Annotated in this window: 24 protein-coding genes; 9 read left to right on the plus strand and 15 right to left on the minus strand. The window is 37.6% G+C overall.

The window, feature by feature from the left end:
* Positions 1-276 precede the first annotated feature (276 nt).
* On the plus strand, positions 277-2,067 hold the full coding sequence (locus MKX72_RS15145; protein ID WP_034270090.1) for a transglycosylase domain-containing protein: 1,791 nt from the start codon (positions 277-279) through the stop codon (positions 2,065-2,067).
* Positions 2,068-2,102: 35 nt separating this feature from the next.
* On the opposite strand, the gene MKX72_RS15150 is transcribed toward MKX72_RS15145, so the two are convergent.
* A complete protein-coding gene (locus tag MKX72_RS15150) occupies positions 2,103-3,434 on the minus strand; it encodes a polysaccharide biosynthesis protein (protein ID WP_013057669.1) in 1,332 nt (443 codons plus the stop codon).
* Between the two features lie 293 nt (positions 3,435-3,727).
* On the minus strand, positions 3,728-4,645 hold the full coding sequence (locus MKX72_RS15155) for a DMT family transporter (protein WP_155007980.1): 918 nt from the start codon (positions 4,643-4,645) through the stop codon (positions 3,728-3,730).
* A 150-nt stretch (positions 4,646-4,795) separates the two neighbouring features.
* Here MKX72_RS15155 and MKX72_RS15160 point away from each other — a divergent pair, with 150 nt between their 5' ends.
* Positions 4,796-6,172, plus strand: a complete 1,377-nt coding sequence (locus MKX72_RS15160) for an aminotransferase-like domain-containing protein (protein ID WP_033579453.1) — start codon at positions 4,796-4,798, stop codon at positions 6,170-6,172.
* Between the two features lie 63 nt (positions 6,173-6,235).
* On the opposite strand, the gene MKX72_RS15165 is transcribed toward MKX72_RS15160, so the two are convergent.
* A complete protein-coding gene (locus tag MKX72_RS15165) occupies positions 6,236-6,634 on the minus strand; it encodes a FixH family protein (RefSeq protein WP_034270096.1) in 399 nt (132 codons plus the stop codon).
* Between the two features lie 150 nt (positions 6,635-6,784).
* Between MKX72_RS15165 and MKX72_RS15170 the strand changes: the two genes are divergently transcribed.
* Positions 6,785-7,363: a hypothetical protein gene (locus MKX72_RS15170; RefSeq protein ID WP_028412804.1), complete on the plus strand. Its 579-nt coding sequence runs from the start codon at positions 6,785-6,787 to the stop codon at positions 7,361-7,363.
* Positions 7,364-7,460: 97 nt separating this feature from the next.
* A complete protein-coding gene (locus MKX72_RS15175; protein ID WP_028412803.1) occupies positions 7,461-8,126 on the plus strand; it encodes a type 1 glutamine amidotransferase domain-containing protein in 666 nt (221 codons plus the stop codon).
* 42 nt (positions 8,127-8,168) lie between these two features.
* On the opposite strand, the gene MKX72_RS15180 is transcribed toward MKX72_RS15175, so the two are convergent.
* The 3 genes from MKX72_RS15180 to MKX72_RS15190 all read right to left on the minus strand — a co-directional run bounded on the left by MKX72_RS15180 (position 8,169) and on the right by MKX72_RS15190 (position 11,936).
* Entirely contained in the window at positions 8,169-9,896 is a 1,728-nt protein-coding gene (locus MKX72_RS15180; RefSeq protein WP_155007979.1) for an ABC transporter ATP-binding protein, read from the minus strand.
* A 413-nt stretch (positions 9,897-10,309) separates the two neighbouring features.
* Positions 10,310-11,371, minus strand: a complete 1,062-nt coding sequence (locus MKX72_RS15185) for a copper resistance D family protein (protein WP_232217049.1) — start codon at positions 11,369-11,371, stop codon at positions 10,310-10,312.
* 4 nt (positions 11,372-11,375) lie between these two features.
* On the minus strand, positions 11,376-11,936 hold the full coding sequence (locus MKX72_RS15190; protein ID WP_049165347.1) for a copper resistance CopC family protein: 561 nt from the start codon (positions 11,934-11,936) through the stop codon (positions 11,376-11,378).
* A gap of 287 nt (positions 11,937-12,223) precedes the next feature.
* Between MKX72_RS15190 and MKX72_RS15195 the strand changes: the two genes are divergently transcribed.
* Positions 12,224-12,493, plus strand: a complete 270-nt coding sequence (locus tag MKX72_RS15195; protein ID WP_033579458.1) for a CPCC family cysteine-rich protein — start codon at positions 12,224-12,226, stop codon at positions 12,491-12,493.
* Between the two features lie 51 nt (positions 12,494-12,544).
* Here the strand turns inward: MKX72_RS15195 and MKX72_RS15200 are convergent, their stop codons facing one another.
* The 3 genes from MKX72_RS15200 to MKX72_RS15210 all read right to left on the minus strand — a co-directional run bounded on the left by MKX72_RS15200 (position 12,545) and on the right by MKX72_RS15210 (position 14,347).
* Positions 12,545-13,246 (minus strand): poly-gamma-glutamate hydrolase family protein, encoded by a 702-nt coding sequence (locus MKX72_RS15200; protein ID WP_049165349.1) that lies wholly within the window; start codon positions 13,244-13,246, stop codon positions 12,545-12,547.
* Positions 13,247-13,798: 552 nt separating this feature from the next.
* Complete coding sequence (locus MKX72_RS15205; protein WP_013057683.1) at positions 13,799-13,972, minus strand: hypothetical protein; 174 nt, start codon at positions 13,970-13,972, stop codon at positions 13,799-13,801.
* Between the two features lie 93 nt (positions 13,973-14,065).
* Positions 14,066-14,347, minus strand: coding sequence for a hypothetical protein (locus tag MKX72_RS15210; RefSeq protein ID WP_013057684.1), 282 nt, complete (start codon positions 14,345-14,347; stop codon positions 14,066-14,068).
* A 192-nt stretch (positions 14,348-14,539) separates the two neighbouring features.
* Between MKX72_RS15210 and MKX72_RS15215 the strand changes: the two genes are divergently transcribed.
* Positions 14,540-14,992, plus strand: coding sequence for a Dps family protein (locus MKX72_RS15215; RefSeq protein WP_028412796.1), 453 nt, complete (start codon positions 14,540-14,542; stop codon positions 14,990-14,992).
* 23 nt (positions 14,993-15,015) lie between these two features.
* Here the strand turns inward: MKX72_RS15215 and MKX72_RS15220 are convergent, their stop codons facing one another.
* Complete coding sequence (locus tag MKX72_RS15220; protein WP_033579460.1) at positions 15,016-15,567, minus strand: hypothetical protein; 552 nt, start codon at positions 15,565-15,567, stop codon at positions 15,016-15,018.
* Positions 15,568-15,775: 208 nt separating this feature from the next.
* Here MKX72_RS15220 and MKX72_RS15225 point away from each other — a divergent pair, with 208 nt between their 5' ends.
* On the plus strand, positions 15,776-16,408 hold the full coding sequence (locus MKX72_RS15225) for a spore coat protein (RefSeq protein ID WP_033579461.1): 633 nt from the start codon (positions 15,776-15,778) through the stop codon (positions 16,406-16,408).
* Between the two features lie 668 nt (positions 16,409-17,076).
* Entirely contained in the window at positions 17,077-18,402 is a 1,326-nt protein-coding gene (locus MKX72_RS15230; protein ID WP_049165352.1) for a hemolysin family protein, read from the plus strand.
* 29 nt (positions 18,403-18,431) lie between these two features.
* Here the strand turns inward: MKX72_RS15230 and MKX72_RS15235 are convergent, their stop codons facing one another.
* The 5 genes from MKX72_RS15235 to MKX72_RS15255 all read right to left on the minus strand — a co-directional run bounded on the left by MKX72_RS15235 (position 18,432) and on the right by MKX72_RS15255 (position 22,342).
* Complete coding sequence (locus MKX72_RS15235) at positions 18,432-19,385, minus strand: sporulation protein (protein ID WP_033579463.1); 954 nt, start codon at positions 19,383-19,385, stop codon at positions 18,432-18,434.
* Positions 19,386-19,442: 57 nt separating this feature from the next.
* The gene (locus MKX72_RS15240) at positions 19,443-19,823 is read right to left on the minus strand and encodes a hypothetical protein (protein ID WP_034270116.1); all 381 of its coding nucleotides are present in this window, start codon (positions 19,821-19,823) and stop codon (positions 19,443-19,445) included.
* A 262-nt stretch (positions 19,824-20,085) separates the two neighbouring features.
* A complete protein-coding gene (locus MKX72_RS15245) occupies positions 20,086-20,505 on the minus strand; it encodes a CBS domain-containing protein (RefSeq protein WP_033580628.1) in 420 nt (139 codons plus the stop codon).
* A 339-nt stretch (positions 20,506-20,844) separates the two neighbouring features.
* Positions 20,845-21,816, minus strand: a complete 972-nt coding sequence (locus MKX72_RS15250) for an extracellular catalytic domain type 1 short-chain-length polyhydroxyalkanoate depolymerase (RefSeq protein WP_033580627.1) — start codon at positions 21,814-21,816, stop codon at positions 20,845-20,847.
* Positions 21,817-22,183: 367 nt separating this feature from the next.
* Positions 22,184-22,342: a hypothetical protein gene (locus tag MKX72_RS15255; protein WP_155278281.1), complete on the minus strand. Its 159-nt coding sequence runs from the start codon at positions 22,340-22,342 to the stop codon at positions 22,184-22,186.
* Positions 22,343-22,469: 127 nt separating this feature from the next.
* Here MKX72_RS15255 and MKX72_RS15260 point away from each other — a divergent pair, with 127 nt between their 5' ends.
* Positions 22,470-24,014, plus strand: a complete 1,545-nt coding sequence (locus tag MKX72_RS15260) for an FAD-dependent oxidoreductase (protein ID WP_080754504.1) — start codon at positions 22,470-22,472, stop codon at positions 24,012-24,014.
* Positions 24,015-24,029: the final 15 nt, after the last annotated feature.

The raw sequence follows: 24,029 nt of genomic DNA on the forward strand, positions 1-24,029 counted from the left end.
AAAAAAACGAAGCATCTGCGAGTAAGCAAAAAATAACTGCGTAAAGAGCTATTTATGTCAATCATCTTATACCCTAAAAACTTACCTGCACTTGAATAATAGCCTTTATTAAACTTAGCGCGTCAGCTTTTAAACGTTAATACTTTATCACCCATCTCTTTGTTAAAAGATTGAATGGGTCAACAAACTTCAGCATTCTTTACATAACGACCTTGTAAAGACGAAGAATGTAGCTATGTGTGAACATGGAATTATTACTTAGTGGAGTGAACCAACATGAGGAAATTTATTTTAGCCTTTTTAGTCGTTGTTTTAATTGTAATGCTAGGAGTTACCTATGTATTAAAGCAATTTCAGCAAACGGCTGATTTATCTTACTCGAAACTGCAGTCGGTTCAAAGTACGGTAGTCTATGACAAAAATGACCGTAAGATTGACGAATTGTATAAAACCGTTCCCCGTCAAAATGTTTCGAGCAATGAAATTCCCGATTATGTAAAAATGGCGTTTGTTGCAACGGAAGACCGTCGCTTTTACAAGCATTTTGGGATTGATTTACAAGGTATTGGCCGCGCCCTTTTTAAGAACATTGTAACAATGAGTAAAGCTGAAGGCGCAAGTACCATTACACAGCAGTTAGCAAGAAATCTTTACTTATCTAGTGATAAGACCATTAAACGTAAAGTAGATGAAATGTTTCTATCACTAGGCTTAGAAAGACAATTTACAAAAGATCAAATTTTGGAATTATATTTAAATCAAATTTATTTCGGAAGCGGTGTATACGGTATTGGTGCAGCTTCTCAGATTTATTTTAATAAGCCTGTATCAGATTTAACCGTAGGCGAAGCTGCGCTTTTAGCAGGACTCCCAAAAGCGCCGAGTACGTATTCACCAAGCAATAGTACAGAAAAAGCAACAGCCCGACGAAACGTTGTATTGAAACTGATGCATGACCAAAACGTTATTAGCGATACTCAGTATCAGCAAGCGTTAAACGAACGCGTAGTCGAGCCTAGTATTCCGGTTAAAAAACCGAACTCAAATCAAGCATTTATTGATTATGTAATTAAAGAAGCTGCTCAACAATATGGCGTATCTGCTGATGACCTTTATAAGGGTGGTTATGCCATCTATACAGATTTAGATCCTAATTTACAGGAATCGATTAATAACTCTGTAGCAAATCATACGTTCCGAGATGATGACATCAACAGCAAAGTAGAGGTTGGGATTTCAGCTGTCAACCCTAAAACAGGCGGGATTTCAGCGATGTATGGAGGACGCAGCTATGAACGAAACGGCTTAAACCGTGCTACAAGCGGCTATCAGCTTGGTTCAGCTATTAAGCCTTTAGCCGTATACGGTCCAGCACTAGAAACTGGAGATTATACACCAACTTCACTCTTAAGTGACGAACGACAAGACTTTGGCGGTGGATATAGCCCTAAAAACGCAGAAGGTGAATATCAAAAGCATGTGACAATGCGTGAAGCACTTACTCGTTCACTTAACGTTCCAGCTGTTTGGCTTTTAAAACAAATTGGTATTGATACAAGCGTAAAATTCATGGAAAAAGCTGGACTTCCTCTTGAAGATGACGATAAGTCAAAATTAGGACTTGCTCTTGGAGGAACGACGACAACGTTCTCTCCCCTTCAGTTAGCACAAGGATATACAACCTTCGCTAACAAAGGCGTCATGACTAAGCCGTACGCAATTCGAAAAATTGAGATGCGCGACGGTGAAGTGAAAAAGCCAGACATTCAGACAGAGCGAGTAATGAGTGAAGAAAATGCGGATACAATGACATCCATGCTGCAAGACGTAATTGAAAAAAGCTATGGAACAGGTGTTAACGCTCGTTCTTCACGAGATGCTGCAGGTAAAACCGGTACAACCAACGACGTCAAAGATGCTTGGTTTGTCGGGTATACCGATGATGCAGTCGTTTCTATCCACGCTGGCTTTGATAATGCTAATTCTACGCAAACAACGAAATACTTATCAGGCGGCGGCGGACAAGACCCTGCTACACTGTTTAGCTCAATTATGAATAACTGGTAACCAAAAAACCTCCAACTTCACTGTTGGAGGTTTTTTTAAGATAAATGCGTTTTATGCTTAAGTGAAAAAAAGGAAACGTTAATGACTTTGCAAATCGTTACATAATGCAGAACGGTCAAAACAACCACGCCACAGTTCATCCCGATAATAATTCCCTGCATGCCAATATTTGTTTGTGATCCTAAGAAAAACATCAGGGAAAAAGAGACAATATGAGACCAAATCGTATGATAAAAAGCATCTTTTACATAGCCGAGTCCAATTAAATAAGCTTGAAGCGGGACGGCAAAGAAGTGAAAAAGAAAATACGGCCATAAAGCCTTTAGATAGTACACGGCTTCTGTAGAATGAAAAAACAAGTTAGTAAGCGGCTCAGCAAAGAAATACATCGCCACTATAGACGGAATCCCATATAAAAATGTCATTTGCATACTTTGAGTCAAAAGTCTTTGAAGCTGTTCTTCCTGATTTTTCGCATGAGCTTCAGATACAGCAGGTATGAGTGCTACTAAAAGAGAGTGAGCAAAGAAAGCCGGAAAAAAGCCGATCGACATCGCTACCCCTGTTAGCATACCAAAATGCTGCGTTGCCCCGGTTAACGTCATGCCCGATAAAACGAGCGCGTGTTTGATTAAAAACGGCTGAATAGCATTACATACCGCATTAAATAAACGCAGTCCCGTGGTCGGAAGTGAGACGCCTAACAGCTTTTTCCGAATCTCACTTGGAGAAAGCAGAGGCCTGTGCCCTCTTGATAAAACACTTAACTGAGTAACATACGTGATAAAAAAATAAAGCAAAATAACAGCTTCGGTTCCAATCAGTGTACAAATCGCAATAAACAGAGACATTTTAACATCTGTGAAAGCGAACATTTGAAAAACAACAAATAAAATAGTTAGCTGAAAGGCTTTGCGAATAAAATTAGACACAGCGATGGTCGTCATATTATTTTTACCCGTAAAATATCCACGAAGCACCGCTGAAAATGAAACAACTGGAATGAAACATAGTACAACCCATTTCAAGTAAGGATGATAGTGACTGAAAAATGGAAAGGCTGCTAATACGGCCAGTGTAATAAAAAAGATCCCCAAGCTCACAGCAGTCGCAAAAATGGTGGCATGCTTCATCATATGCTGATGTTCTTTGCGATGATGTTCAGCAAGAAATTTAGAAATAGAAATAGGCAGTTCTAAGTTGGCTACGGTGGCAATAAGAAAAATGATAGGAAGAACAGTCATGTACATGCCCATGCCTTCCCTTCCTAATTCTCTAGCAAGTACCATATTTACAAGAAATTCAATTAACTCTCCTGCAAAGGCAGCACCTGCTAGAATAAACGTTCCTTTCAAAAAAGTGTTCATCTCGTTATCTCCTCTATCTCCCGTCCTTTTTCATCACTACCTCTTCTCTCTATGTATATGACAAGCCCAATACGAATTATTTGTCTAATTGTATTTTTTCGGTGTACAAGTTCTTGTATAATGTTCAACCTATGTGAAAAAAACCGTTATATACCTTTTTTACATAGGAAATTCATTCATTTCTTATCTTTTGGCTCTTGAAACTTACATAGAAAAACAGGAGACTGAATGAACCTGCCGATTGCTAAAGGAAATAGAGCATGTTGTTTTAATGTAACAAATTCACATATTAGTTAAGCGTCTTTATTCATCATTTTCTCGGGATGCACGTCTTTTTTTGATACCGAGGCGTTTTTGCCTAGCACAACCGAAAAGACAACAATTATTGCTATAGCAAGAGTAAAAAGTGTAATTGATTCGCCTAGAAATAGAGCTGCAAACAGAATCATTAAAAATGGCTGCAAATATTGAACCTGGCTAACTCTGGCTATTCCCCCCATAGCCATTCCGCTGTACCAAGCAACGTATGCTAAAAATTGACTCACGACTGATAGATAAATCAAACTAACCCACGCTTTTAAAGGCGCATGAAGCATTTCAGCTGTAATGCTTAGTCCCACTGGAATCATAAAAAATGGCGCACCGATGATAATGGCCCAAGCAATTACCTGCCAGCTGCCTAATTCTCTTGCTAACACCCCTCCTTCTGCGTAGCTCAGTCCAAGTATCAGCACCGCTGCTAGTAGAGCGGCATCGGCAAACTGCAGTTGACCAAATCCGAGGTGAAGAGCATACACGATAACAGCTGCAGAACCAATCATGCTTGATATCCAGAATTTGAAAGAAGGACGTTCACCTCCTCTAAACATCGCAAAACCGGCTGTGGCTAATGGTAAAAGAGCGAGTTCAACCGCTCCGTGAGAAACAGGCAATGATTTCATTGCCCAGGAGGTGAGCAGAGGAAACCCTAAAACTGCGCCTAAAGCAACGATCAGCAGACTTTTAAATTGGCGAAGAGAAGGAAATTTTTCTTTTCGTACAATCAATATCACAGCTACTAAGATAGCAGCTATAGCTGTTCTTCCTAAACCGGCGACTGTCGTTCCGAAATACTCGACTGCAACACTTGTAGAAGGAAGGGTTAAGCTAAAACAGATAACGCCTACTACCCCTAACAATAAGCCGATTTTCTCTCTCGTTTCTTTTTGCATCTTACCCTACCCCTGTCTTTTTATTTTTCAGAACTGTACCATTTTTCTAAAAAAAGTTCTGATATAATTAAAAGGATAGCGCAGGACAACTAGTAAAATAAATCATTCTTTTACCTAACTGTACGGGTACAAATTAAAGGAGTAGGACCTATGAGTTTGAAATATCTAAAAATCATGGAAGAAATTAAGCTTGGCCTAGCAAATGGATCGCTTATTGCAGGTGGTAAACTCCCTTCTGTTCGCCGACTCTCCCACCATTTTTCGTGCAGCAAGAATACCGTTATTAAAGCGTACAGCGAATTAGAAAAAGAGCATTTAATTTATTCTGTTCCTAAAAGCGGCTACTACGTTGTGGCAGAATTTCAACATAGGACGAATGAAAATGAAGTGATTGATTTCTTGTCTGCTGGTCCAGATAAAAACGTTATGCCTTATCTTGAATTTCAGCATTGTATAAACCAAGCAATTGAACACTACAAAGAAGAGCTTTTTACATACTCTGATCAACAAGGCTCTTACTCATTGCGGGTACAGTTAGTGAAACACTTGCAGAGCCTACAGGTGTTCACTCAAGCTGAAAGGTTAGTTGTTGTATCTGGGTCTCAGCAAGCTCTTCACTTATTAGTTTCTATGCCATTTCCAAATGGAAAAAATAATATCCTGATTGAACAGCCCACTTATTTCGGTTTTATCGAGTCTCTTACCCTGCACCAAGCTACTACTTTTGGGATCGAGCTATCGATGGAAGGGATTGATCTTGATCGTTTGGAGTACATTTTTCGAAATAATGACATAAAATTTTTCTATATTATTCCAAGATTCCATAATCCTCTTGGACATTGTTATACAAATTTCGAGAAGAAAAAAATCGTGGAGCTGGCCGAAAAATACGATGTATATATAGTCGAGGATGACTTTTTGGGCGACCTTGATCCCGATGCAAAATCAGATCCTTTATTTTCTTTTAATCCTTCTGGACGAGTCATTTATATTAAAAGCTTTTCAAAAATTTTTCTTCCTGGGTTACGCATTGCTGCTATCGTGCTTCCTTCGTTAATGAATAGCAACTTTTTACGATATAAATTCAGTTCAGATTTTAATAGTTCAGCGCTTTCCCAAGGCGCTCTTGAAATTTATTTAAAAAGCGGCATGTTTACTAGTCATCTTAAAAAGATAAAAGAGGTATACCATACCAAAATGCAAACTCTTGTAGAAGCATGTGATTCACTGCTGCCCGCTCATACACATTTTTCTAAGCCGCCTTCAGGATTCTATTTATCCATTAGTTTGCCTGAGCATGTGAAAGCAAAACAGATCGTCCACATGCTAAACGAGCAGCACATATATGTTGATGATGCTTCTAGATTTTTTTTACCAGAATATAAACGAGACACGCTTCTCCGATTAAGCATCTCACAAGTAAATAAGAATACGATCAAACGAGGGATTGAACAGCTGGCTCAGTGCATTACTTTAATTGATGATAGAAAACATCATCCTATTCCAAATAACCTTTTCCCCTTGTAGAATGGGAATTTAATGGACATACTAAACGAAAAGAAGCCAAGGAATTAGCATCCTTGACTTCTTTTATTTAACCGTAACGGTTATAAGAGGCATGTTATGCGTCCCTTTTGCAGAAACATGTGACTGCACGGTATATGTGCCAGGCTCAGAGAAAGATGTTTGTATCTCATATACACCTTTTCCTATTTGTTTAGGCTTTAACATCTTCCCTTTCCCTTCGCCATCTTTTTTCTCTATTTCAAATTCAATCATTTCAACGTCATCATTTTTTACTTTTTCGTCTCCATATGTAACTTCGGCTTTGTAGATACCGTTTTCATTTTTCTGTAACTTCTCTGGGCCTTGAAGGTTTACGTCCAACGGTTTTGGCTGCTCAGCATTTGTGCTTTGAGCAGGTTCCTGACCACAGGCTGTTAAAAGTAAACAAAGACTGATTATAGATATACTTATTCTTTTTTTCATGTATTCATCTCCTTTTTAAACCCTTTGTTTAACTATAACGCGTATTGCAAAGAAAAAAATGAATTTTTTTAAAAAAGAAGGATTTTTAAAGATTTTTTAAGAAAAAAAGTTCATACTGATACTAACTAGTTTTTTCCAAGGAGGAAGAAAATGAATTCCGCTAAATCTCCAGCTAAAAAATCATGGCTACAGACGTTAATCAAAAATAAAAGTGAGCGTAAAAAAGTGATCTTTATCTTTACTATCTCTTTTTTACTAGTTGTAGCAGGGCTTATTTACGTCCCTATTTATAAACATTCCCTTCCGCTTGATTCTAAAATATACGAAGGGAATTTTAAAGAGCTTGGTTCTATCGCACGAATTGGTTTCTTTGCAGCTTTAGCTATTTATCCTATCTTTTTATTATTAAAATGGAAACCGATATCGCAAATTAAAAAAGGAAAGTTTGAGTTAAAACCGCTTATTCAGTTTTTAGCCAAGTACGTTCGTCAGTGGCACGTTCCCGTTGCCCTTATATCAACTGCTTTGATTATTTTACATGGTTATATGGCTTTGATAAAAGGATTTCAAGCAAATTTTACGTACTTTTCAGGAATTATCACGATGGCTGTTCTAGCTTGTCTGCTCGTGATGGGCGTGAAGCGCTATAAGCGTACAGATAAAAAGTGGCATCTTAAATTTGCTATCTCTTTTTTGGTTTTGTTTATGATTCACGCTACCTTTTCATAACTTGCCATTGTTTAAAGTTTTTTTATATAGGGTACAGTTCACAATGAATACATGATATGTATCACTATACGTTTTACATCATTTAGGAGGTATAAACATGGCAAGAGTGTTAGCTGTATTATCAAGCGGATACGAAGAGAAAGATTATCACACAGGTTGGTGGGCAGAAGAATTATTTGCTCCGCTGCAAAAGCTTGAGAACGCAGGACACACCGTTGACTTAGCCTCACCTTTTGGAGGTAAGCCGGAACTAGACGTTCGAAGTATTTCAGAAGACTTTGATCCAGACGGAACGTATAAGAAATTATATGAGTCAGGAAGAGCGGATCAGACAATGAAACTTGAAGAAGTAGATGCTGAGAACTATGACGTTATCTTAGTAGTAGGCGGCCACGGCGCTATGTTTGACTTAGCAAAAAATGTGGACTTGCATGCACTTATGAACAAAGTGTACGACAACGGAGGTATTTTAGCAGCTGAGTGTCACGGACCTTCTGTGTTTGCTTTCTTGAAAGGATCCGATGATGAACTTTTAATTAAAGGACTAGACGTAACCGGTTATCCTGATGAAATTGAACCGGAAGAAGTACTTCCCTTTTTACCATACAGTTTAGAACAAGAACTTCGTGAAGTGGCTAATTACATCCCTGAGATGGATAAAAAAGCATATGCTGTTTGGGCAAATGATCAAATTGTCACAAGCCGAGATCCTTTTTCTTCTGAGTTAATGGGTGATGAATTAGTTAAAAAGCTAAATAAATAAACTAAAAAAAGACTGCTCGAAAGCAGTCTTTTTTTGTTTGTTCTATAGGGATGTTTGAAACTGCTGCTCTACCAAACGCCGGTAAAAAGAATGAGAGGCTAACAGCTCTTTATGCGTTCCGCTTCCTGTAACTTGCCCTTCTTCTATTACAACAATTTGGTCTGCATTAATGACCGTAGATAGACGATGGGCAATGACGAGTGATGTGCGTTCTTTCATTACTGTCTCCAATGACTCTTGCACAAGCTTTTCTGACTCGGAGTCCAAGCTAGCTGTCGCTTCGTCCAGTAATAAAAACTGAGGATTTCGTAACAGCGCTCGGGCAATTGCAATACGCTGTCGCTGTCCTCCTGAGAGATTAATACCTCTTTCTCCAATCATTGTTTCATATTGAGCTTCAAAGGACTGAATGAAATGATGAGCATTCGCTAACTTTGCTGCTTCTTCTATTTCTTCATCCGTCACATGCCGCTCTAATCCGTAAATGAGATTTTCTCGAATTGTTCCTGCTAAAATCGGAGAATCTTGCTGAACATAGCTAAACAGGTGACGCCACGAACGTAAGTTGACGTTTTGACTGTCTGTTCCATCCAAGAATATGTGACCCGATGAAGGCTCATAAAAGCGTTCGATAAGAGAAAAAACAGTAGATTTTCCAGCTCCGCTAGGTCCAACAAAAGCGGTAACTTCTCCTTTTTTAGCAGAAAATGAAACTTCCTGCAATACGGGTTTATCTTCATATTGAAAAGCAACTTTATCGAACCTTAAACTCCCTACCTGTTCAAGCACTTCTCCATTTTCATAGTTCTCTTCTTTCTCAGCTAATATATCAAAGATTCTTTCTGAAGCTCCTTTAGTTTGCTGAAAGCTCGTAACAAATCGGGTAAGTGAACCAACCGGAACCATAATTTGAAAAAGGTAAAGAACAAAAGCCACCAGCTCTCCTGCAGTGATAAATCCCTCACTCACCCGGTATGCACCAAACCCGACGATGGCAATCATAACAGCGGTCATCACCGTGCTAATAATCGGTGTAATGATAGCTTCAATTTTAGCTCTCTTTACACCGAAGAGGTAGAGTGACTGAAACGATTGTAAGCCGGAATCAACTTCTTTTTTCTCTGAACCGGATACTTTAATAAAGCGGATTTCACTCAGCATTTGAGCTAAAAAAGCTGTAAGCTTGGACATTTTATCCTGCTGCTCACGTGAAATTTTATGTATTTTTCTCGCTAGCGGCATAACCAGTACAAACATAACGGGAATAACCGCTAATAAAATGAGCGTCATGGGTACATCAAGCGTAAATAAAATAACAATGGCAACGATAATAGATAAAATATTTTTAACAAAGTCAATCATTTCTGTTGACAATAAGTTCATCACAATGGTTGTATCATTTGTAATGCGGCTTACCATTTCACCGGAACGATTTTGGTCGTAAAATGAAACCGGAAGCTTTATGAGCTTGTTCCACACTTTATGTCTGAGTTCTTTTACAACACCTTGGCCTACTTGAGCAAGGAGATAAAGAGATACTGCGCTTGTTGCCATTTGAGCAGCAAATAAACCAAGGAGTCCTGCTATAAGCTGCGGTGAGACGCCTACTGCAATTTTCTCCATCACTTCTTTAATGACAAGAGGAATAGAAAGCGACGCTCCGGTATTAATTAAGGCCAGTATGAACGAAATGAGTAGCTTTCCTGTCGGAGGGTTCGTTAGCAACCATAATTTTTTAAATGAAAAATGAATTCCTTTTTGCGTATTCATCTTAGTTCCTTTCTACTTCTTTTAATAGGTGATATCAACACTTTACCTTCAAAGTTCTATCTTATTTTACACCATTTCCTTTCTCAACCTGAACTTCTAAGCTTTTACCTATTTTTTAAACTCGTCTATACAAAAATGACAAGCTGGTCATATACTATGGTACACTGAATTCTTTTACTAGATGAGAGGTTGAATAAGGATGTCTGTTTATATTAAATCTATTTCTATTGGCACAATTTCTGGCGGGATCGTTATTTTTGGAAACGCAGGAAATATATCGCCTCCAAGCGGCTCTACATCCGGCTCCGGTTCTAGTTCCCAAATGCCGATGCCCCCTTCTCCGAGAAATGGCCCGAGAGATAACACTACTTTTAATGGCTAATAAAAAAACAGTGAGATATTTCTCACTGTTTTTAGACTTGAATACTTGTCATCATCGCAATATAAAAAGCAAACACAAACAAACCCGCACTTAATACGCTGAGCCATACTGTCTTTTTGTAAAAACAAACAAGTAAATACACAAAAAACAGCAGTGCAACAAATAAGAATAGGATTCCTACAATCGTTACGTGAAACGTTAGAGGCAGCGTCACTTGTTTCCCATAGATAAAAGGAAGAATCGATGAATCCATTGCCATATGACTTATATTAGTTGGCGGCGATTGCGTTACCATGATAGCTGTAAATAAAAAAATGATAAGCAAAATAATGCTTTCTGCTCGAATCCACATCACGGGCTTATATTCTGGATGTTTTATCGCTTTTTTCATAAGAAAGCCATTGATGACGGCAAATGCAAGCAGCGGAATAATCGTAATATGCTTTAACAAAAGAGATTGCCCGTAATCTGTAGCCCATGAATTTACATAGTTGGACAGCCCCATGATAATAACCATCGAAATGAACCCACTTAATGAAAGAAGCACAAAACAAGCGATCGCAAAAGGAGTAAACCAGCTTAAGAAACTTTTCCAATTGGAGGTTTCTTTTGAAAAAGCGGCAACAATCAGAACCACTCCTCCCCACAGTCCAACTGCTAAAATATGAAGGGAATGAGACAACATGCCGCTAAGCACAGAAGCGGATGCTGCGTGACTTGCGTAGGCGATTCCTCCCACTAAGGCTACAGTCAGTAATGTATACATATGGGGGTGGCTCTCTATTGAAACAGCAACCATACATAAAATAGCAATCAGTACAACAAAGATCCAGGCGTGTCCCGTTCTTGTTTCCAATAATACAAGACGAACTGTTTCACCTAACCCTCTTATTTTTGAAAAAGATAAAATAATCTCAAGCGAATTTCCAACCGAAAAAAGAGCGACAGCCGCTGCACTTGCAAGTAGCCATCGCTTTGATAATAAAATTGTTGGCTTTTTTGTAAGGGGCACATATTGCAGTACGGCAAATCCTAATAATAAGGAAAGAGCTACGTATGTGAACCACTCAAAAACAGGCAACAAAACACTCATCTTTTTAAGCCTTTTTCTTTCTGAAGATTAAGAGTAATGCGCCAACCACCACTACAATAGCAATAATCACGATAACAAAAAACGATGAAGAATCATTGTTCTCCGTTTTTTCATCATTTGCTGCTGCACTTTTTTGGTGCTGTTCGGATTGCGTGGCGCCCTGCTTTTTTTCACTATCTTTTCCGGCTGCTTGAGTATTCTCTTCTTTTGCTTCATCTTTCACATCTACTTTAAAAGCAATCGAATCTTTTATTACATGCCCATCTTCCCCTACAATTTCCCAGTTTACTGCGTAAGATCCGTTTTCAAGAGGCTGATCAACAGAAGCTATTAAATCATGACCCTCTACTTTTTGCGATGCAAGTGAAATGTTTTGTCCATCTTTTGCAACGGTCATTGTACTAATTTTTTCAATCGGTGTTTCAAAGGTTAATTTAATTTCTTTTAGAGGAGCTGTAACAGTTGCACCATTTTCCGGTACTGTTGTTTGCACATGTGTATGAGCAAAACTAACTGTCGGGACAGCTAAAAAGCATGCTAAAAGTAAACCTATTATTTTTTTCATATTTATGACTCCCTATCTCTTTTTTCTTTTTTCATTCATCATATCCAAAAATGTTTTTATGTAGACGTTTCCGAACACGATCTATTTTCCTAGTAAGTGTACTCCTTTTTCACTCAATCTCACAAGAACTATCACCAATTCGTTATAAAATGTTCACAAATCCTAGGAAATATGCCGCTGTAATTTTTTGAATATTCTTTCAGTTAACCTTTGAATATAGTAAAATAGTTAAATAAGATGGCTGACTTTTTTCTAGTTTAAAATTCCACACAGAAAGGATAGGAACAATGAAAAAGTATACGTGCCCTTGCTGCGGTTATCAATCGTTAGACAGTGATGGTGACTATGATATTTGTGAGATATGTTTTTGGGAAGACGATCCGTATCAAAAGCTGAATGCCAATGAACTAGGAGCCAACTCTATTTCTTTAATAGAAGCTCAGCAAAATTTTATAGTTTATGGAGCATGTAATAAGGAAAGCTTACAGCACGTGAGAAAGCCTTCTGTTCAAGATGTAAAAGATTTTAACTGGAAACCTATTATAAGTCACGAATAGGAAAACTAGTTTATAAAAAAAGAATGCTTGTGAAAGCATTCTTTTTTTAAATCAGTAAGAAGTGGAAACAAACGTAGAAAGCACATTTGTAAACTTATAAAAAGTTTGAGTTTTAGACGAAGCTCTTCCTTGTGAAGTGAATGAATGAAACATAGCACTTCGCAGCGGTTGGCTAATCTCTAATTGAATACTTTTGCCGGTACGATCTTTATTTGCAATATTTTTAGGGTTAATGCCTGCAATCTCATCGTGCCCTTTTGTAATCAGTTCCGCGGGAAATCCATTTTGATTTAATAATTGCGTTAATTTTTTTGCACGTTCCCGATCAGTTCCCCCCACAAAAATATGTTTTTCATTCCCAGAATACCCGTGAAGAGATAAAACATTATCATACATGCTTACCATCTTACGCGCTGTGGGCTCATCAAAATGAGTGCTTGTGAGGTGCAGATCTCGCGAGCCTTTCGATTTTAACGATTCGAATAGGTAAAGAGCATTTTGTTTGCTAAGCTCTTTGGCAATTTCGCTTGTCCCGCCTTCAATTCCTCCACCGTGTGGAGCAAAGATAAGGACAGGGCTTTTCGCTTCTTTAGTCGTCACTTTATAGCTAGCTGAAGACTCGTGCTGTGAGAGCTGCTTGAAATTTTGATATTTATCAGTTGATGCACTAGATGTGTCTTGAAAAGGTGAAATGAATAAAACGAATAGACAGATACATAAGGTAGAGAAACTTACTAAACGATAGCTTTTCAATTTGTACTCCCGCTTTCTATTATGCAATAAGACCTAAAACATTAGAATCCTAAAAAAACCAAAAATAATATTTTAGTAGTCTTATTTACTTATCGTTTAAAAATACAATTTATTTAATAGTTCTTAATACCTATTTATACTATTTAAAAAAACTTCAGCGCATATCCACTGAAGTTTTTTACTTTTTTGTTTTTATTTATTTAAAGCAAGCGCCAAACTAATTTTATCCAGCCAAAGAAGGCGATCCATAAAGGTATGCTCAAAGATGTTCCCCACGCTAAACCAATTAAGAAGTTTCCTCTTTCAATCATACAAACCACTCCTTATGAACATTGTAGGTGAACAAGTACAATTCTATACCTTTACTATAACAGAAAGCGATTTCATTTAACAGTCACTTACACGTTTTTAGTGCTATATTCATACAGAAAACCGAATTTCAAATAGATAAAGGGCGATATATAAGAAAATGAATAATTACAAGGTGTAAAAGTATAATAATCTACTAAAAAAAAAGAAACCTTCTTTGAAGGCTTCTTTTCTAGGTGTTTTTTATTGTTCGCCGCTGCGCTGCAAGCGATTCTCAATAAATAGGCGCTCAACAAATTTATTTAGCTGGGCTTGATACAAACGGCGCTCATCTAGCGTTTTTGCGTCTTGTATTTGCTGTTTAAAGCGTTTGATTTGCTGTCTTTGTTCAACCGTTACATGATGAGAAAGAAGCATAGGTCCCCCTCCATTTCACTAACGTTTGAATTAAGTAAACCAAGGTTTACCAAAACAAACAACAAACCTGTTAGCTTCTCTTACATAAATTTTTTACTCAGCTTCTTTAGCTCCAACTAATGCTAAACCTGGGCCGTACGGCGTTGTATGGACATCTAACATTAATTCATTTGTATAAGGCACAATAGAAGCTTCCATTGCTACTTGTACTCCGTCGACTTCATACATTTCATCATTTTCAAAAGGCTCTTCAAAAGCTAACCCAATGTTAGGGATTTCACAGCTAATTCCTTTGAAATACAAGCGAATTCCTGTTATCTCCTGCTCTTCAAGTATATTGTTAATTAATTGTTTTGCTTCTGGTGTAATATGCATGACTACCCCTTCTTCCTTTCAATACTCTTGCTCTATCCTATCATATCTTTAGAGTTTTTAAAGAGAATAACTGCAATTTAAAAGCATTCTGATTATTATTTAATAATAATTATAAATAAGTATTGATTTTAATTTGATATTTGATATAATATAAACATAAGATAACAACAACTCATTAGGAGGCTATTAACTATGAATTTAGAAAACGTATTGAACCAACAAATTGCCGATTTTAACGTATTATATACAAAGCTACATCGCTTTCACTGGTATGTAAAAGGGCCTCAATTTTTTACGCTTCATGAAAAATTTGAAGAATTCTATAATGAGACGGCGGACTATATAGATGAATATGCAGAACGATTACTAGCCATTGGAGGAAGCCCAATTGCTACGATGAAGCAATTTTTACAAGCAGCTACTCTTTCTGAAGATGGGAATGAGCAAACGAGTGAAGAAATGGTAGAAACCTTAATTAATGACTATACGCTACTTGTTAAAAACCTAAAGAATGCAGTTGAAAAAGCTGAAGCAGCACATGATCACGTAACAGCTGACTTATTCATTGGAACAATTGGCAACATTGAAAAACATATTTGGATGCTAAAAGCTGCTTTACCTGTAAAAACATCCGTACATGCATAAAAAGAGCCCAATCGGCTCTTTTTTTACGTTTGTTGATTTCCTTTTTTTTGTTTTTGCAGCCACATAAAAAAAGACATATCATCGTAAATGTCATCTTCTAGCACAGCCTTATAGACATGATCACTCGTATAGTAGCGATTATATCCGCTTTGCTGCTTGAAAAATAAAATACATTCCCGCTTCTTTTCAGTGAGAAGTGATTTTAATAATACTTGTTTCTCAACTTTGCCCTTCACGATATTTTCTGGAAGCACGGAAATATCAAGCTTCCACTCTTCACCCTTCTGAATCATATACACACTCCACTGATACTTACCTTTTTCATTAGCAAATATCATCTTATAAGGTTGAAAACGCTTTGTAAGCTGATACCCCATGTGAAAAATAGATTCTTCATCCATTTCATCATTTCCTACGTAAAAATTAATGATGCGATTTGTCATGACATTTAACTCAAAACTCTCCCCTGAGAGCGGGCAACCGTACTCTCTTAACAAATTAAATAAACGGTTGGATACCACCAGTTGATTTGCTTCATGTTTTAATTCACTTGAGTATGACAGCAGCTCATTCATGTTTTTTGATTCCCCTATCTATAGATCGTGAATTGTTATTGATATTCGCTTTTTTTTTATAAAACCCTTTCACTTTTACCCTTTAATTAACTAACTAGAGGTAAATTAAGTTATGTAGAGCAACATTTTATGAATAAATCAAGTTTGAGTATAAAACTTGAAGAAGTTTAAAGACTATAGTCGATACCGATTTTAAGGAGGACTTAGTATGAATAATCACGAACTTCCTACAAACATGCAAACTGGAGCTATCCCCCCTCAATTGAACCATGGAGGGCATGAGCTATTTGACGTTCATGAAACACTTGCCGGCTCGATCAATGTAATGGATCAGTTTATGATGTTTAGGCAATATGTAAAAGAACAAGAGCTGCTTGATATTATTGATCGGCAATATCAGTTTATTTTAAATGAATATAATTTAATCGTAGAAGCTTTTTCTACTGGCCAAAAGCCGGCCGGTTCTACACATGTATATAACATGAAACAGTCTCATACCTTTGTTTATGGCTTAAAGCCTTCGCAGCCTAAAAAGCCGAATCAGTCCGTTGAGGAAATTAATGAAAAAGGAATTTCAGGTCATATGCTGGGTCTAGTCAAGTCTCAAGCATCTCTTTTAACTATGACAGCTTTAGAAATAACTAATCCTGTTGTTCGCCGAATATTCGGAGACAGTGTTCCTAATTGGATTGAAATGGCTTATGAAATTTCTCTTTATCAAAACAAACATCATTATTATCAAGTGCCGCAGCTTGCAAAAGAAGATATGCAGCAAATGATCACAAGTTTCGCAAAAGCTACTGCCTCTCCTCAGATGCCTAATAACCATAAGCTGCATTAATTACAAAGAGGCTGGGGCAAACGTATTTTAACTAAAGGAAGATCCGAACGATTCATCGTTCGGATCTTTTCATTAGTATGGTGAATATAGGTTATGTTTAGAGTTGATTCTAGCTGTTGATTGGAGGGAAAGGCGAAGACTCCTGCGGGAAGTGAAGTCATGCACGGAAATCAACAGCGGTGGAACAAGCGATCCATACTCGACCATTTATCCAATTTGTTCCCCTTTAGATTCGATTGATATAGTTGTGTCTCAATCTCTTTTGCGTATATATTTCAGAAAATGACAAAAAACTATGCATTTTGGATTATTTTCTGAATATTTGTAGTATTTTGATTAATTATGTATTATAATACAGTTAACTAATAGAAAGGAGTGAGAGATGCATCATATATACTCGGATTACAGTTAAAGGAGGTGTCATAACACGCTCGCAATACGTTTGCTAAAAGTCAGTTGAACTGTAGAACCGATATGTGATAGACCATGATGGTAAAGTTAAGATTAATTCCCCTAAATGAACATGTAACATAATAAACTGCTTCTTTTTCTTTTTAAAGATAGAAGCAGTTTTTTTATGTGCGTTTTTCTTTTCCCGATTTAATACATGTTTTCTCCACTTTGGCTAACACTTAAGATATACATTTACGTACAAGGTGGTGACTTTGATGATCGCCGTAAAATTACTATTAGTCGCAGTTTTGATTGCATTAACTGCTTTTTTTGTAGCGACAGAATTCGCTATTGTAAAAGTAAGGAGTTCAAAAATCAACCAGCTTCTAGAAGAAGGAAATAAAAAAGCCGTATCTGCCAAACATGTTATTACGCATTTAGATGAATATCTATCCGCTTGTCAGCTTGGTATCACCATCACAGCTCTCGGGCTTGGTTGGCTTGGTGAACCGACGCTAGATCGGTTGCTTCATCCTCTTTTTACTACCTTCCATACGAATGAGCCGCTTGCTGGTATTTTATCTTTTGTCATTGCATTTGTTGTTATTACCTTTTTACATGTTGTCTTAGGAGAATTAGCTCCTAAAACGTTTGCTATTCAAATGGCTGAACAAATTACGATGAACTTTGCAAAACCGATTATCGTGTTTTACAAACTTATGTATCCGTTCATTAAAATATTAAACGGCTCAGCTCGTATGTTGACCAAGATATTTGGTATAACGATGATTTCGGAAAATGAAGCTGCTCATAGTGAAGAAGAACTTCGCATTTTGTTATCTGAAAGCTTTGAAGGCGGTGAAATTAATCAGTCCGAATATCGATATATGAGCAAAATTTTTGATTTTGATGACCGTTTAGCTAAAGAAGTAATGGTCCCGCGAACGGAAATTGTAAGTGCTTCTAAAGATGACGTGGTAGAGGTTTTTTTGCAAATTGCAAATGTCGAAAAATATACCCGCTATCCAATTGTTGAAGATGGGGATAAAGATAAGATAATTGGTCTCGTTAATATTAAAGAAATTTATAATGATATTGTATTTAACGAAAAAGACGGCACCAATACGTTAGAATCATATGTCAAGCCTATTTTTAAAGTAATTGAAACCGTACCTATTCATGACTTGCTCGTAAAGATGCAAAAAGAACGCATTCAAATGGCTATTCTTTTTGATGAGTATGGTGGAACCGCGGGGCTTGTGACAGTAGAAGACATTATTGAAGAAATTGTGGGAGAAATTCGAGATGAGTTTGACACGGACGAAATTCCTTATGTACAAAAAATTAAAGACGATCACTATATTCTTGACGGAAAAATGCTCATTAGCCAAGTAAATGATTTACTCGGCACGGATATTAGCGACGAAGAAGTAGATACCATTGCCGGGTGGGTGTTAACCGAAAAGTTTGATGTGACCAAAAATGATATCATTCAGCATGAGCAATTTTACTTTAAAGTTTTGATTATAGAAGATTTTCACATTAAGTATATAGAAGTAAAAAAAAGAAAGAAGAAAGAAAAAAAGGATGATCATCATTAATCATCCTTTTTAGTTATTCAAAATCCCTTTTACCAATCGTCTCCTCCATCAAAAAAGTCTCCATCCAACAGATCCTCCCCGGCTTCTTCAATATCTTCTCCAATTTCACCAAGCGCCGAGTCTTCAAACATATCATCGATCAAATTCTCAATGAGCAGCCCGCCTAACATACCGGCTGCAAAGCCTCCCATTGCTCCTCCTAACCCGCTCATACGTGGATGATGTGAATGCTGATCATAGTGAGAAGGCTTATAATATTCATAGTCTCGAGGATTTTCCATCATCTCTTCCATCGCTTCTTCCAGCAAACGAGCGATAGTGGATGGATGGCTTAGTTCATCATTTGTAAAAAAGAGTTCGTTTTTTATTTCCCTCTCCCGGCCGAAAGAAGGCAAATCTAGCTCCAATAACACTCGTATACCTTCTCGTTCAATGGCTACCTCAAACTCAACCTCATTTACATATCCCTTTAAGAAGTCTGTAGGAAAAAATGCAAATTCTTGTTTGTATCCGTTAAATTTTCCTGAATGGTGTTTTTCTCTAAACCCAAGTGCTTCAAAGCCCTCTACTAGCTGATATAAGCTTTTTGGTGCTTTAATGCGCACAGGGTCCCGGTCTGTTGAGTCAACTCCCCCTTCAATATCTAAGTGTGTCTTAAAGAAATAGCTAACGTTGCTCGCAGAGATTGGAAGATCCAAAGGTAAATGATATGTAAATGGAATTTCCTTTTTCTCACCTTCATTAATTGTAAATGAAGAAGCTGCGCGCAGGCTTTCCACACGATGTGTATGCATTTGACCGCTTTTCATTTGAACTTCAAGCCAAAATTCAACATCAATTAAATTAATATGTTGCTGAACGTTTCCGCCTTGGATGACAATAGCTCCTTCAATCACATGACCGAGCGTATAGGCCGTTTCATTTAATCGTAAATCTACTTTGGCAGCTCCAACTCCCATTTTAGCAAACATTTTTTTAAACATTTTTTTCCTCCTCCAAAATGCTCTTACTATATATACGAAGTATACCGTTTATAAGTTTCAACTTACAAAAAAAGAACTCAATTTCTTGAGTTCTTTCTGTTGCTTTAAAGCTCCTGTATTAAAAAACCCAGCCCCAGCAGCAGTTACGTCTTTTGCAGCAATGACGTTTTTTACAACCGCCGTGATGTCCGCCGTGATGACAGCCACTGTGGTGACCATCGTGATGCCCTCCATCGTGGTTACCGCCGTGATGTCCGCCGTGGTTGCCGTCATGCCCTCCACCGTGGTTACCGCCATGATGTCCGCCGTGGTTACCGCCATGATCGCCACCGTGACCCCCGCCATGATGACATTTTTTATGACCTGAACGATGATCATCATCATGTTTAGGACAATGATCGTTATGCTTATAATCGTTATGACAGCATTTACCTTCATGGCTACTTCTTGGATCATAACCAGAAGTTTTGTAATAATACTGATTAGAACACCAGCAACACTTCTTTTTGTTGTTGTAACTCACATAAACCATCCTTATCTATAAATAAGATTTATATAGGCAATTTTATACCTATATATAAATAGATTATGTAAACTAGTACAAGGAAGTGCATTGCTGTGGGCCATGACCTAAGCCTGTTTTTAGGAGTATGTACGGGGAAGATAAGACAAGAAAAAAAGCCATCTAGAGATGGCTTTTTTATATTTGATTTTTCACTTTACTTGCGCTTTCTGCATAAAACTCTAGAATTTCTCTTCTTCTCACAATTCCAATAAATACGCCTTGATCATCCGTTACAGGCACAAAATTTTGGTCAATTGCCTTTGAAAGGATGTTTTGAACTTCATCATATATAGCAACTGGGTTATAATCTTGATAGCGGTCAATCTCTGTTAATTTAATATTTTCCGTATCTTGAAAGCGATAGTCTCCTAGGCTTTTTAACTTCCAAAGAAGATCTCCTTCAGTAAGAACGCCCACATATTTACCATCATCGTCAACCAGTGGAACTGTAGAATAGCGATGATACTCCATTTTTTCAAGAGCCTGTCTTAATGTGGAGTGAATATTTAATGTTACAACATCACTTTTTGGTACTAAGAAAAATGCAATATTCATTTTTTAATCTCCTTTTCCTTACCCGCTCATCTTACAATTTCTATTTATTTGTTCAGTTTTCGGCTTATTTTAATGTTTTAATCATACAAAATGCAGCTCGCAGTTATCTTACATTTACAACTATAAGCTGTCAATCCTAAGCTATGTAATTTCGGCTTCATATTTCTTTATTACAGTACCCGTTTTCTAAATAATCAAATCCTAATTTTTAGAAAAAACCGTCTAGTTAAAATGATTGCTCCTGCAGCTGCTGCTTTATACTAATAAGGGCCGGAAGAGCTACTTTCAGCTCTTCTTCTCTGCGATAAGAACGCAACTGAACCTCATTATATGCTCTGTTTATACTTTTTGACTCATGAAAAAGTCCCACATGATTCGGCTAGCATTGGGGCCTTTAGGATCCGTATAGCTGCCCGCTGAATTCCCTCCTGACCATGCATGCCCCATTCCATTGATAATATATTTATCAATAGCCAATTCTCCCTTACTGCTTTCGTAGCGATACGTTGTATAATCCCGTCCAAAGAGGATTTTTTCTTCTCTCGTTTTAACAGGGCTATTCTGAATCCATCCATCTATTTTTCCGTTATAAGCAAGATTATTCGTTGTAATCCACTGGTGAACCACTTGATCTGCATTGGCTACATTTACCGTCGAATCGGCGTTACCATGAAATACAATGAGCGGCAGTGGCTTTGCCCGTTTTCCCATTTGCTGATAAGCAATTCTTCCTTGTTTAACGGGGGAAGGACCTTTACTGGCCATGACGGAATACGCATTAAATACGTTAAGAGCCGCCTGATATTCGATACCTGCTGACACACCTATGCCAGCAAACAGTTCTGGATACGTTACCCCCATGACGATGCTCATGGCTCCTCCTGCTGACAGACCGGCAACAAACACTTTATTTTTCTGAATAAAGTGCATGTTTTGGACTTTTTTTACAATCCCTGCAATAATCGCTGGCTCGCCAAATCCTCTAATTTGATGAAGCGGTTCAAACCAGTTCCAGCATTTATTCATATTTGAGTTAGAAGACTGCTGTGGATATACGACAATAAATTCCTTTTCGTCGGCGAGCTCATTCATTTGCGTGCCTATCGCAAAATCATCTGCATTTTGTGTACATCCATGCAGCATAACCATTAGTGGGTAAGATTTCAAAATATGATAGGATTTAGGTAAATAAACCTTGAATTTTTTTCCTTTATGAGTATATGTTTTAAATGATTCAGATGACGCTTCTTGTTGTTCACTTGAAGACACGAGCGTTGACGTATTTATAACATTAGGTAGTGAACCCAACATGGTACCCCTCCTCTTTTTGTCAACGTTTTCATTTTTCTTCCCAATTACGTCCTGTATTACAATACTACATATTATTTCGTTTTTTTGCACGTTCTACATACTCTAAGAGTACAACTTGTTTTGGTTTTAAGCCGTTTTTTATATTCTTTAAAATTGGGATTTTTTTGCTATATATATACTTTATTACTATATATGAAAATTGTCACTATAATCATGAAAAAAGGACAAACATGCCGTTTGCCCTTTTATTTGGACCTTGATGTTTACATACCTTTTGCCGAATTAAGCATCTATACTTTTATTATATGATGCTCCCTATCATTTATATGAATTTATTGCTCTGCATGTTTCAATCTGTAGCCTTTTATTATTTCATGCTCTGCTTTTTATTCACCAATTCTATAGGAGCAAATGACAAGGTCCAGGTGTGGAAGCCACGTTGAAAAAGAAGCATCTTGAATAGCAAATGTTTTGGATTAACCTCTTCTTTGTTCGCAACATTCATACAAAGGCTGATTGTAATCACTCTTTTCCCCTCCTTTTCTTTAAATAGGTATAGCCAAGAGGTGCTATTAGAGTAGATTCCTTTATTTTGCATACATTTTTTAGAAAACTATGGTAAAAATAAGACTTATCATATGGAGGTGAATAAATTGGCAAATATCCCAAAGGATACTGAGCCCTACTGGCGCGATCATTTAAAGTTTCCAACATACCCATCTCTTTCAGAAAATCGAAAAGTTGATGTTGTAGTAGTAGGAGGCGGTATTAGCGGTATTACAACGGCTTATTTATTACAAAAAGAAGGACTGAACGTGGCGTTAATTGAAGCTGATAATATTTTAAATGGTACAACCGGTCACACAACAGCAAAGATTACAGCTCAGCATGACGTTATCTACGATGAACTGCTTTCACACATTGGCGAAGAAAAAACGCTGCTGTATTATAAAGCAAACGAACAAGCTCTGCAGTTTATGAAAAACTTAATTCAAACGGAAAACATTGACTGTGATTTTTCAGTACAAGATGCTTACTTATACGGAGAAACGCTGGAGTTTGACCATCGAGTTCGTAAAGAATTTCGAGCCTATCAGCGATTACATATTCCATGTGAATTTGCAACAGAGATTCCTTTTAGTTTTGATATTAGAGCAGCAGCTATTATGAAAGATCAAGCTCAGTTTCATCCGTTAAAATATCTGCTTCATTTAGTAAAAAAATTCACAGAAAGCGGCGGATTGATTTTTGAAAACACCGTAGCAACGGATGTAGAAGAAAGCACGTCGCCCACCGTTGTCACAAGAGACGGACATCGCATTTCTTGCAAATATGTAGTGGCGTGTTCACACTTTCCATTTTATGATGGAGCGGGATTTTACTATACGCGCATGTATGCCAAACGTTCGTATGTGTTAGCAGCAAAAGTTGAACAAGCTTACCCTGGAGGCATGTATTTAAGTGCTGATCAGCCTACTCATTCGCTGCGTTCAACAAAAGTTGACGGAGAAGAACTCATCTTAATTGGCGGAGAAGGCCACAAAGCTGGACAAGGAATTAATACTATGTTTCACTATGAGTCCCTTCAGAGGTTCGCCGAAGAAAATTTTACTGTCCAACATTTTCGTTATAAATGGTCTGCACAAGATTTATTTACGCTTGATAAAATTCCATATATCGGGCCCCTTAAAGAAAGCAAGCCAAATATCTTTATTGCTACCGGATTTAAAAAATGGGGCATGACTCATAGCACCATTGCAGCACATATTATCCGGGATGCAATAACCGGGAAAGACAACCCATATGCAGAGTTGTATAATCCGTCTCGTTTTTATGCGGACCCTAGCCTTAAGCATTTCTTTCGTCAAAATCTTGATGTGGCTGAACACTTTATTACCGGTAAGTTTTCAATGCCTGAAAAAGGACTCGATCAGCTTCAAAATGATGAAGGGTCGGTCGTATATGTAAACAGCAAACGTACGGGGGCGTATAAAGATCCTCAAGGGAAGCTTCACTGCGTCGATACTACATGCACGCACTTAGGATGTGAAGTAAATTGGAACGCCGGTGACCGCACGTGGGACTGTCCTTGTCACGGTTCTCGTTTTTCTTACGACGGATCTGTGGTAGAAGGCCCTGCTAAAAAGCCGCTTACACCAGTGGATGTCAATTCAAGCGATAAAAAAAGCACGCCGTAGGGCATGCTTTTTTTA

Origin of the sequence: Priestia sp. FSL R5-0597 (assembly GCF_038006305.1) — a bacterium.
In the GTDB taxonomy this organism is placed as follows: domain Bacteria; phylum Bacillota; class Bacilli; order Bacillales; family Bacillaceae_H; genus Priestia; species Priestia zanthoxyli.

What these genes read in the sequence shown, in the direction of transcription:
- MKX72_RS15205 (WP_013057683.1), bottom strand. Translation starts at nt 13,972, where the DNA reads ATGCTTCTTTCTCATCATGTAACGGTTGAACAAAGACAGCAAATCAAA.
- MKX72_RS15225 (WP_033579461.1), top strand. Translation starts at nt 15,776, where the DNA reads ATGAATAATCACGAACTTCCTACAAACATGCAAACTGGAGCTATCCCC.
- MKX72_RS15210 (WP_013057684.1), bottom strand. Translation starts at nt 14,347, where the DNA reads ATGCATATTACACCAGAAGCAAAACAATTAATTAACAATATACTTGAA.
- MKX72_RS15185 (WP_232217049.1), bottom strand. Translation starts at nt 11,371, where the DNA reads ATGAGTGTTTTGTTGCCTGTTTTTGAGTGGTTCACATACGTAGCTCTT.
- MKX72_RS15180 (WP_155007979.1), bottom strand. Translation starts at nt 9,896, where the DNA reads ATGAATACGCAAAAAGGAATTCATTTTTCATTTAAAAAATTATGGTTG.
- MKX72_RS15250 (WP_033580627.1), bottom strand. Translation starts at nt 21,816, where the DNA reads ATGTTGGGTTCACTACCTAATGTTATAAATACGTCAACGCTCGTGTCT.
- MKX72_RS15165 (WP_034270096.1), bottom strand. Translation starts at nt 6,634, where the DNA reads ATGAAAAAAAGAATAAGTATATCTATAATCAGTCTTTGTTTACTTTTA.
- MKX72_RS15240 (WP_034270116.1), bottom strand. Translation starts at nt 19,823, where the DNA reads ATGAAGGTAAATGCTGTCATAACGATTATAAGCATAACGATCATTGTC.
- MKX72_RS15160 (WP_033579453.1), top strand. Translation starts at nt 4,796, where the DNA reads ATGAGTTTGAAATATCTAAAAATCATGGAAGAAATTAAGCTTGGCCTA.
- MKX72_RS15150 (WP_013057669.1), bottom strand. Translation starts at nt 3,434, where the DNA reads ATGAACACTTTTTTGAAAGGAACGTTTATTCTAGCAGGTGCTGCCTTT.
- MKX72_RS15155 (WP_155007980.1), bottom strand. Translation starts at nt 4,645, where the DNA reads ATGCAAAAAGAAACGAGAGAGAAAATCGGCTTATTGTTAGGGGTAGTA.
- MKX72_RS15245 (WP_033580628.1), bottom strand. Translation starts at nt 20,505, where the DNA reads ATGAATATTGCATTTTTCTTAGTACCAAAAAGTGATGTTGTAACATTA.
- MKX72_RS15190 (WP_049165347.1), bottom strand. Translation starts at nt 11,936, where the DNA reads ATGAAAAAAATAATAGGTTTACTTTTAGCATGCTTTTTAGCTGTCCCG.
- MKX72_RS15220 (WP_033579460.1), bottom strand. Translation starts at nt 15,567, where the DNA reads ATGAATGAGCTGCTGTCATACTCAAGTGAATTAAAACATGAAGCAAAT.
- MKX72_RS15145 (WP_034270090.1), top strand. Translation starts at nt 277, where the DNA reads ATGAGGAAATTTATTTTAGCCTTTTTAGTCGTTGTTTTAATTGTAATG.
- MKX72_RS15170 (WP_028412804.1), top strand. Translation starts at nt 6,785, where the DNA reads ATGAATTCCGCTAAATCTCCAGCTAAAAAATCATGGCTACAGACGTTA.
- MKX72_RS15215 (WP_028412796.1), top strand. Translation starts at nt 14,540, where the DNA reads ATGAATTTAGAAAACGTATTGAACCAACAAATTGCCGATTTTAACGTA.
- MKX72_RS15175 (WP_028412803.1), top strand. Translation starts at nt 7,461, where the DNA reads ATGGCAAGAGTGTTAGCTGTATTATCAAGCGGATACGAAGAGAAAGAT.
- MKX72_RS15235 (WP_033579463.1), bottom strand. Translation starts at nt 19,385, where the DNA reads ATGTTTAAAAAAATGTTTGCTAAAATGGGAGTTGGAGCTGCCAAAGTA.
- MKX72_RS15230 (WP_049165352.1), top strand. Translation starts at nt 17,077, where the DNA reads ATGATCGCCGTAAAATTACTATTAGTCGCAGTTTTGATTGCATTAACT.
- MKX72_RS15195 (WP_033579458.1), top strand. Translation starts at nt 12,224, where the DNA reads ATGAAAAAGTATACGTGCCCTTGCTGCGGTTATCAATCGTTAGACAGT.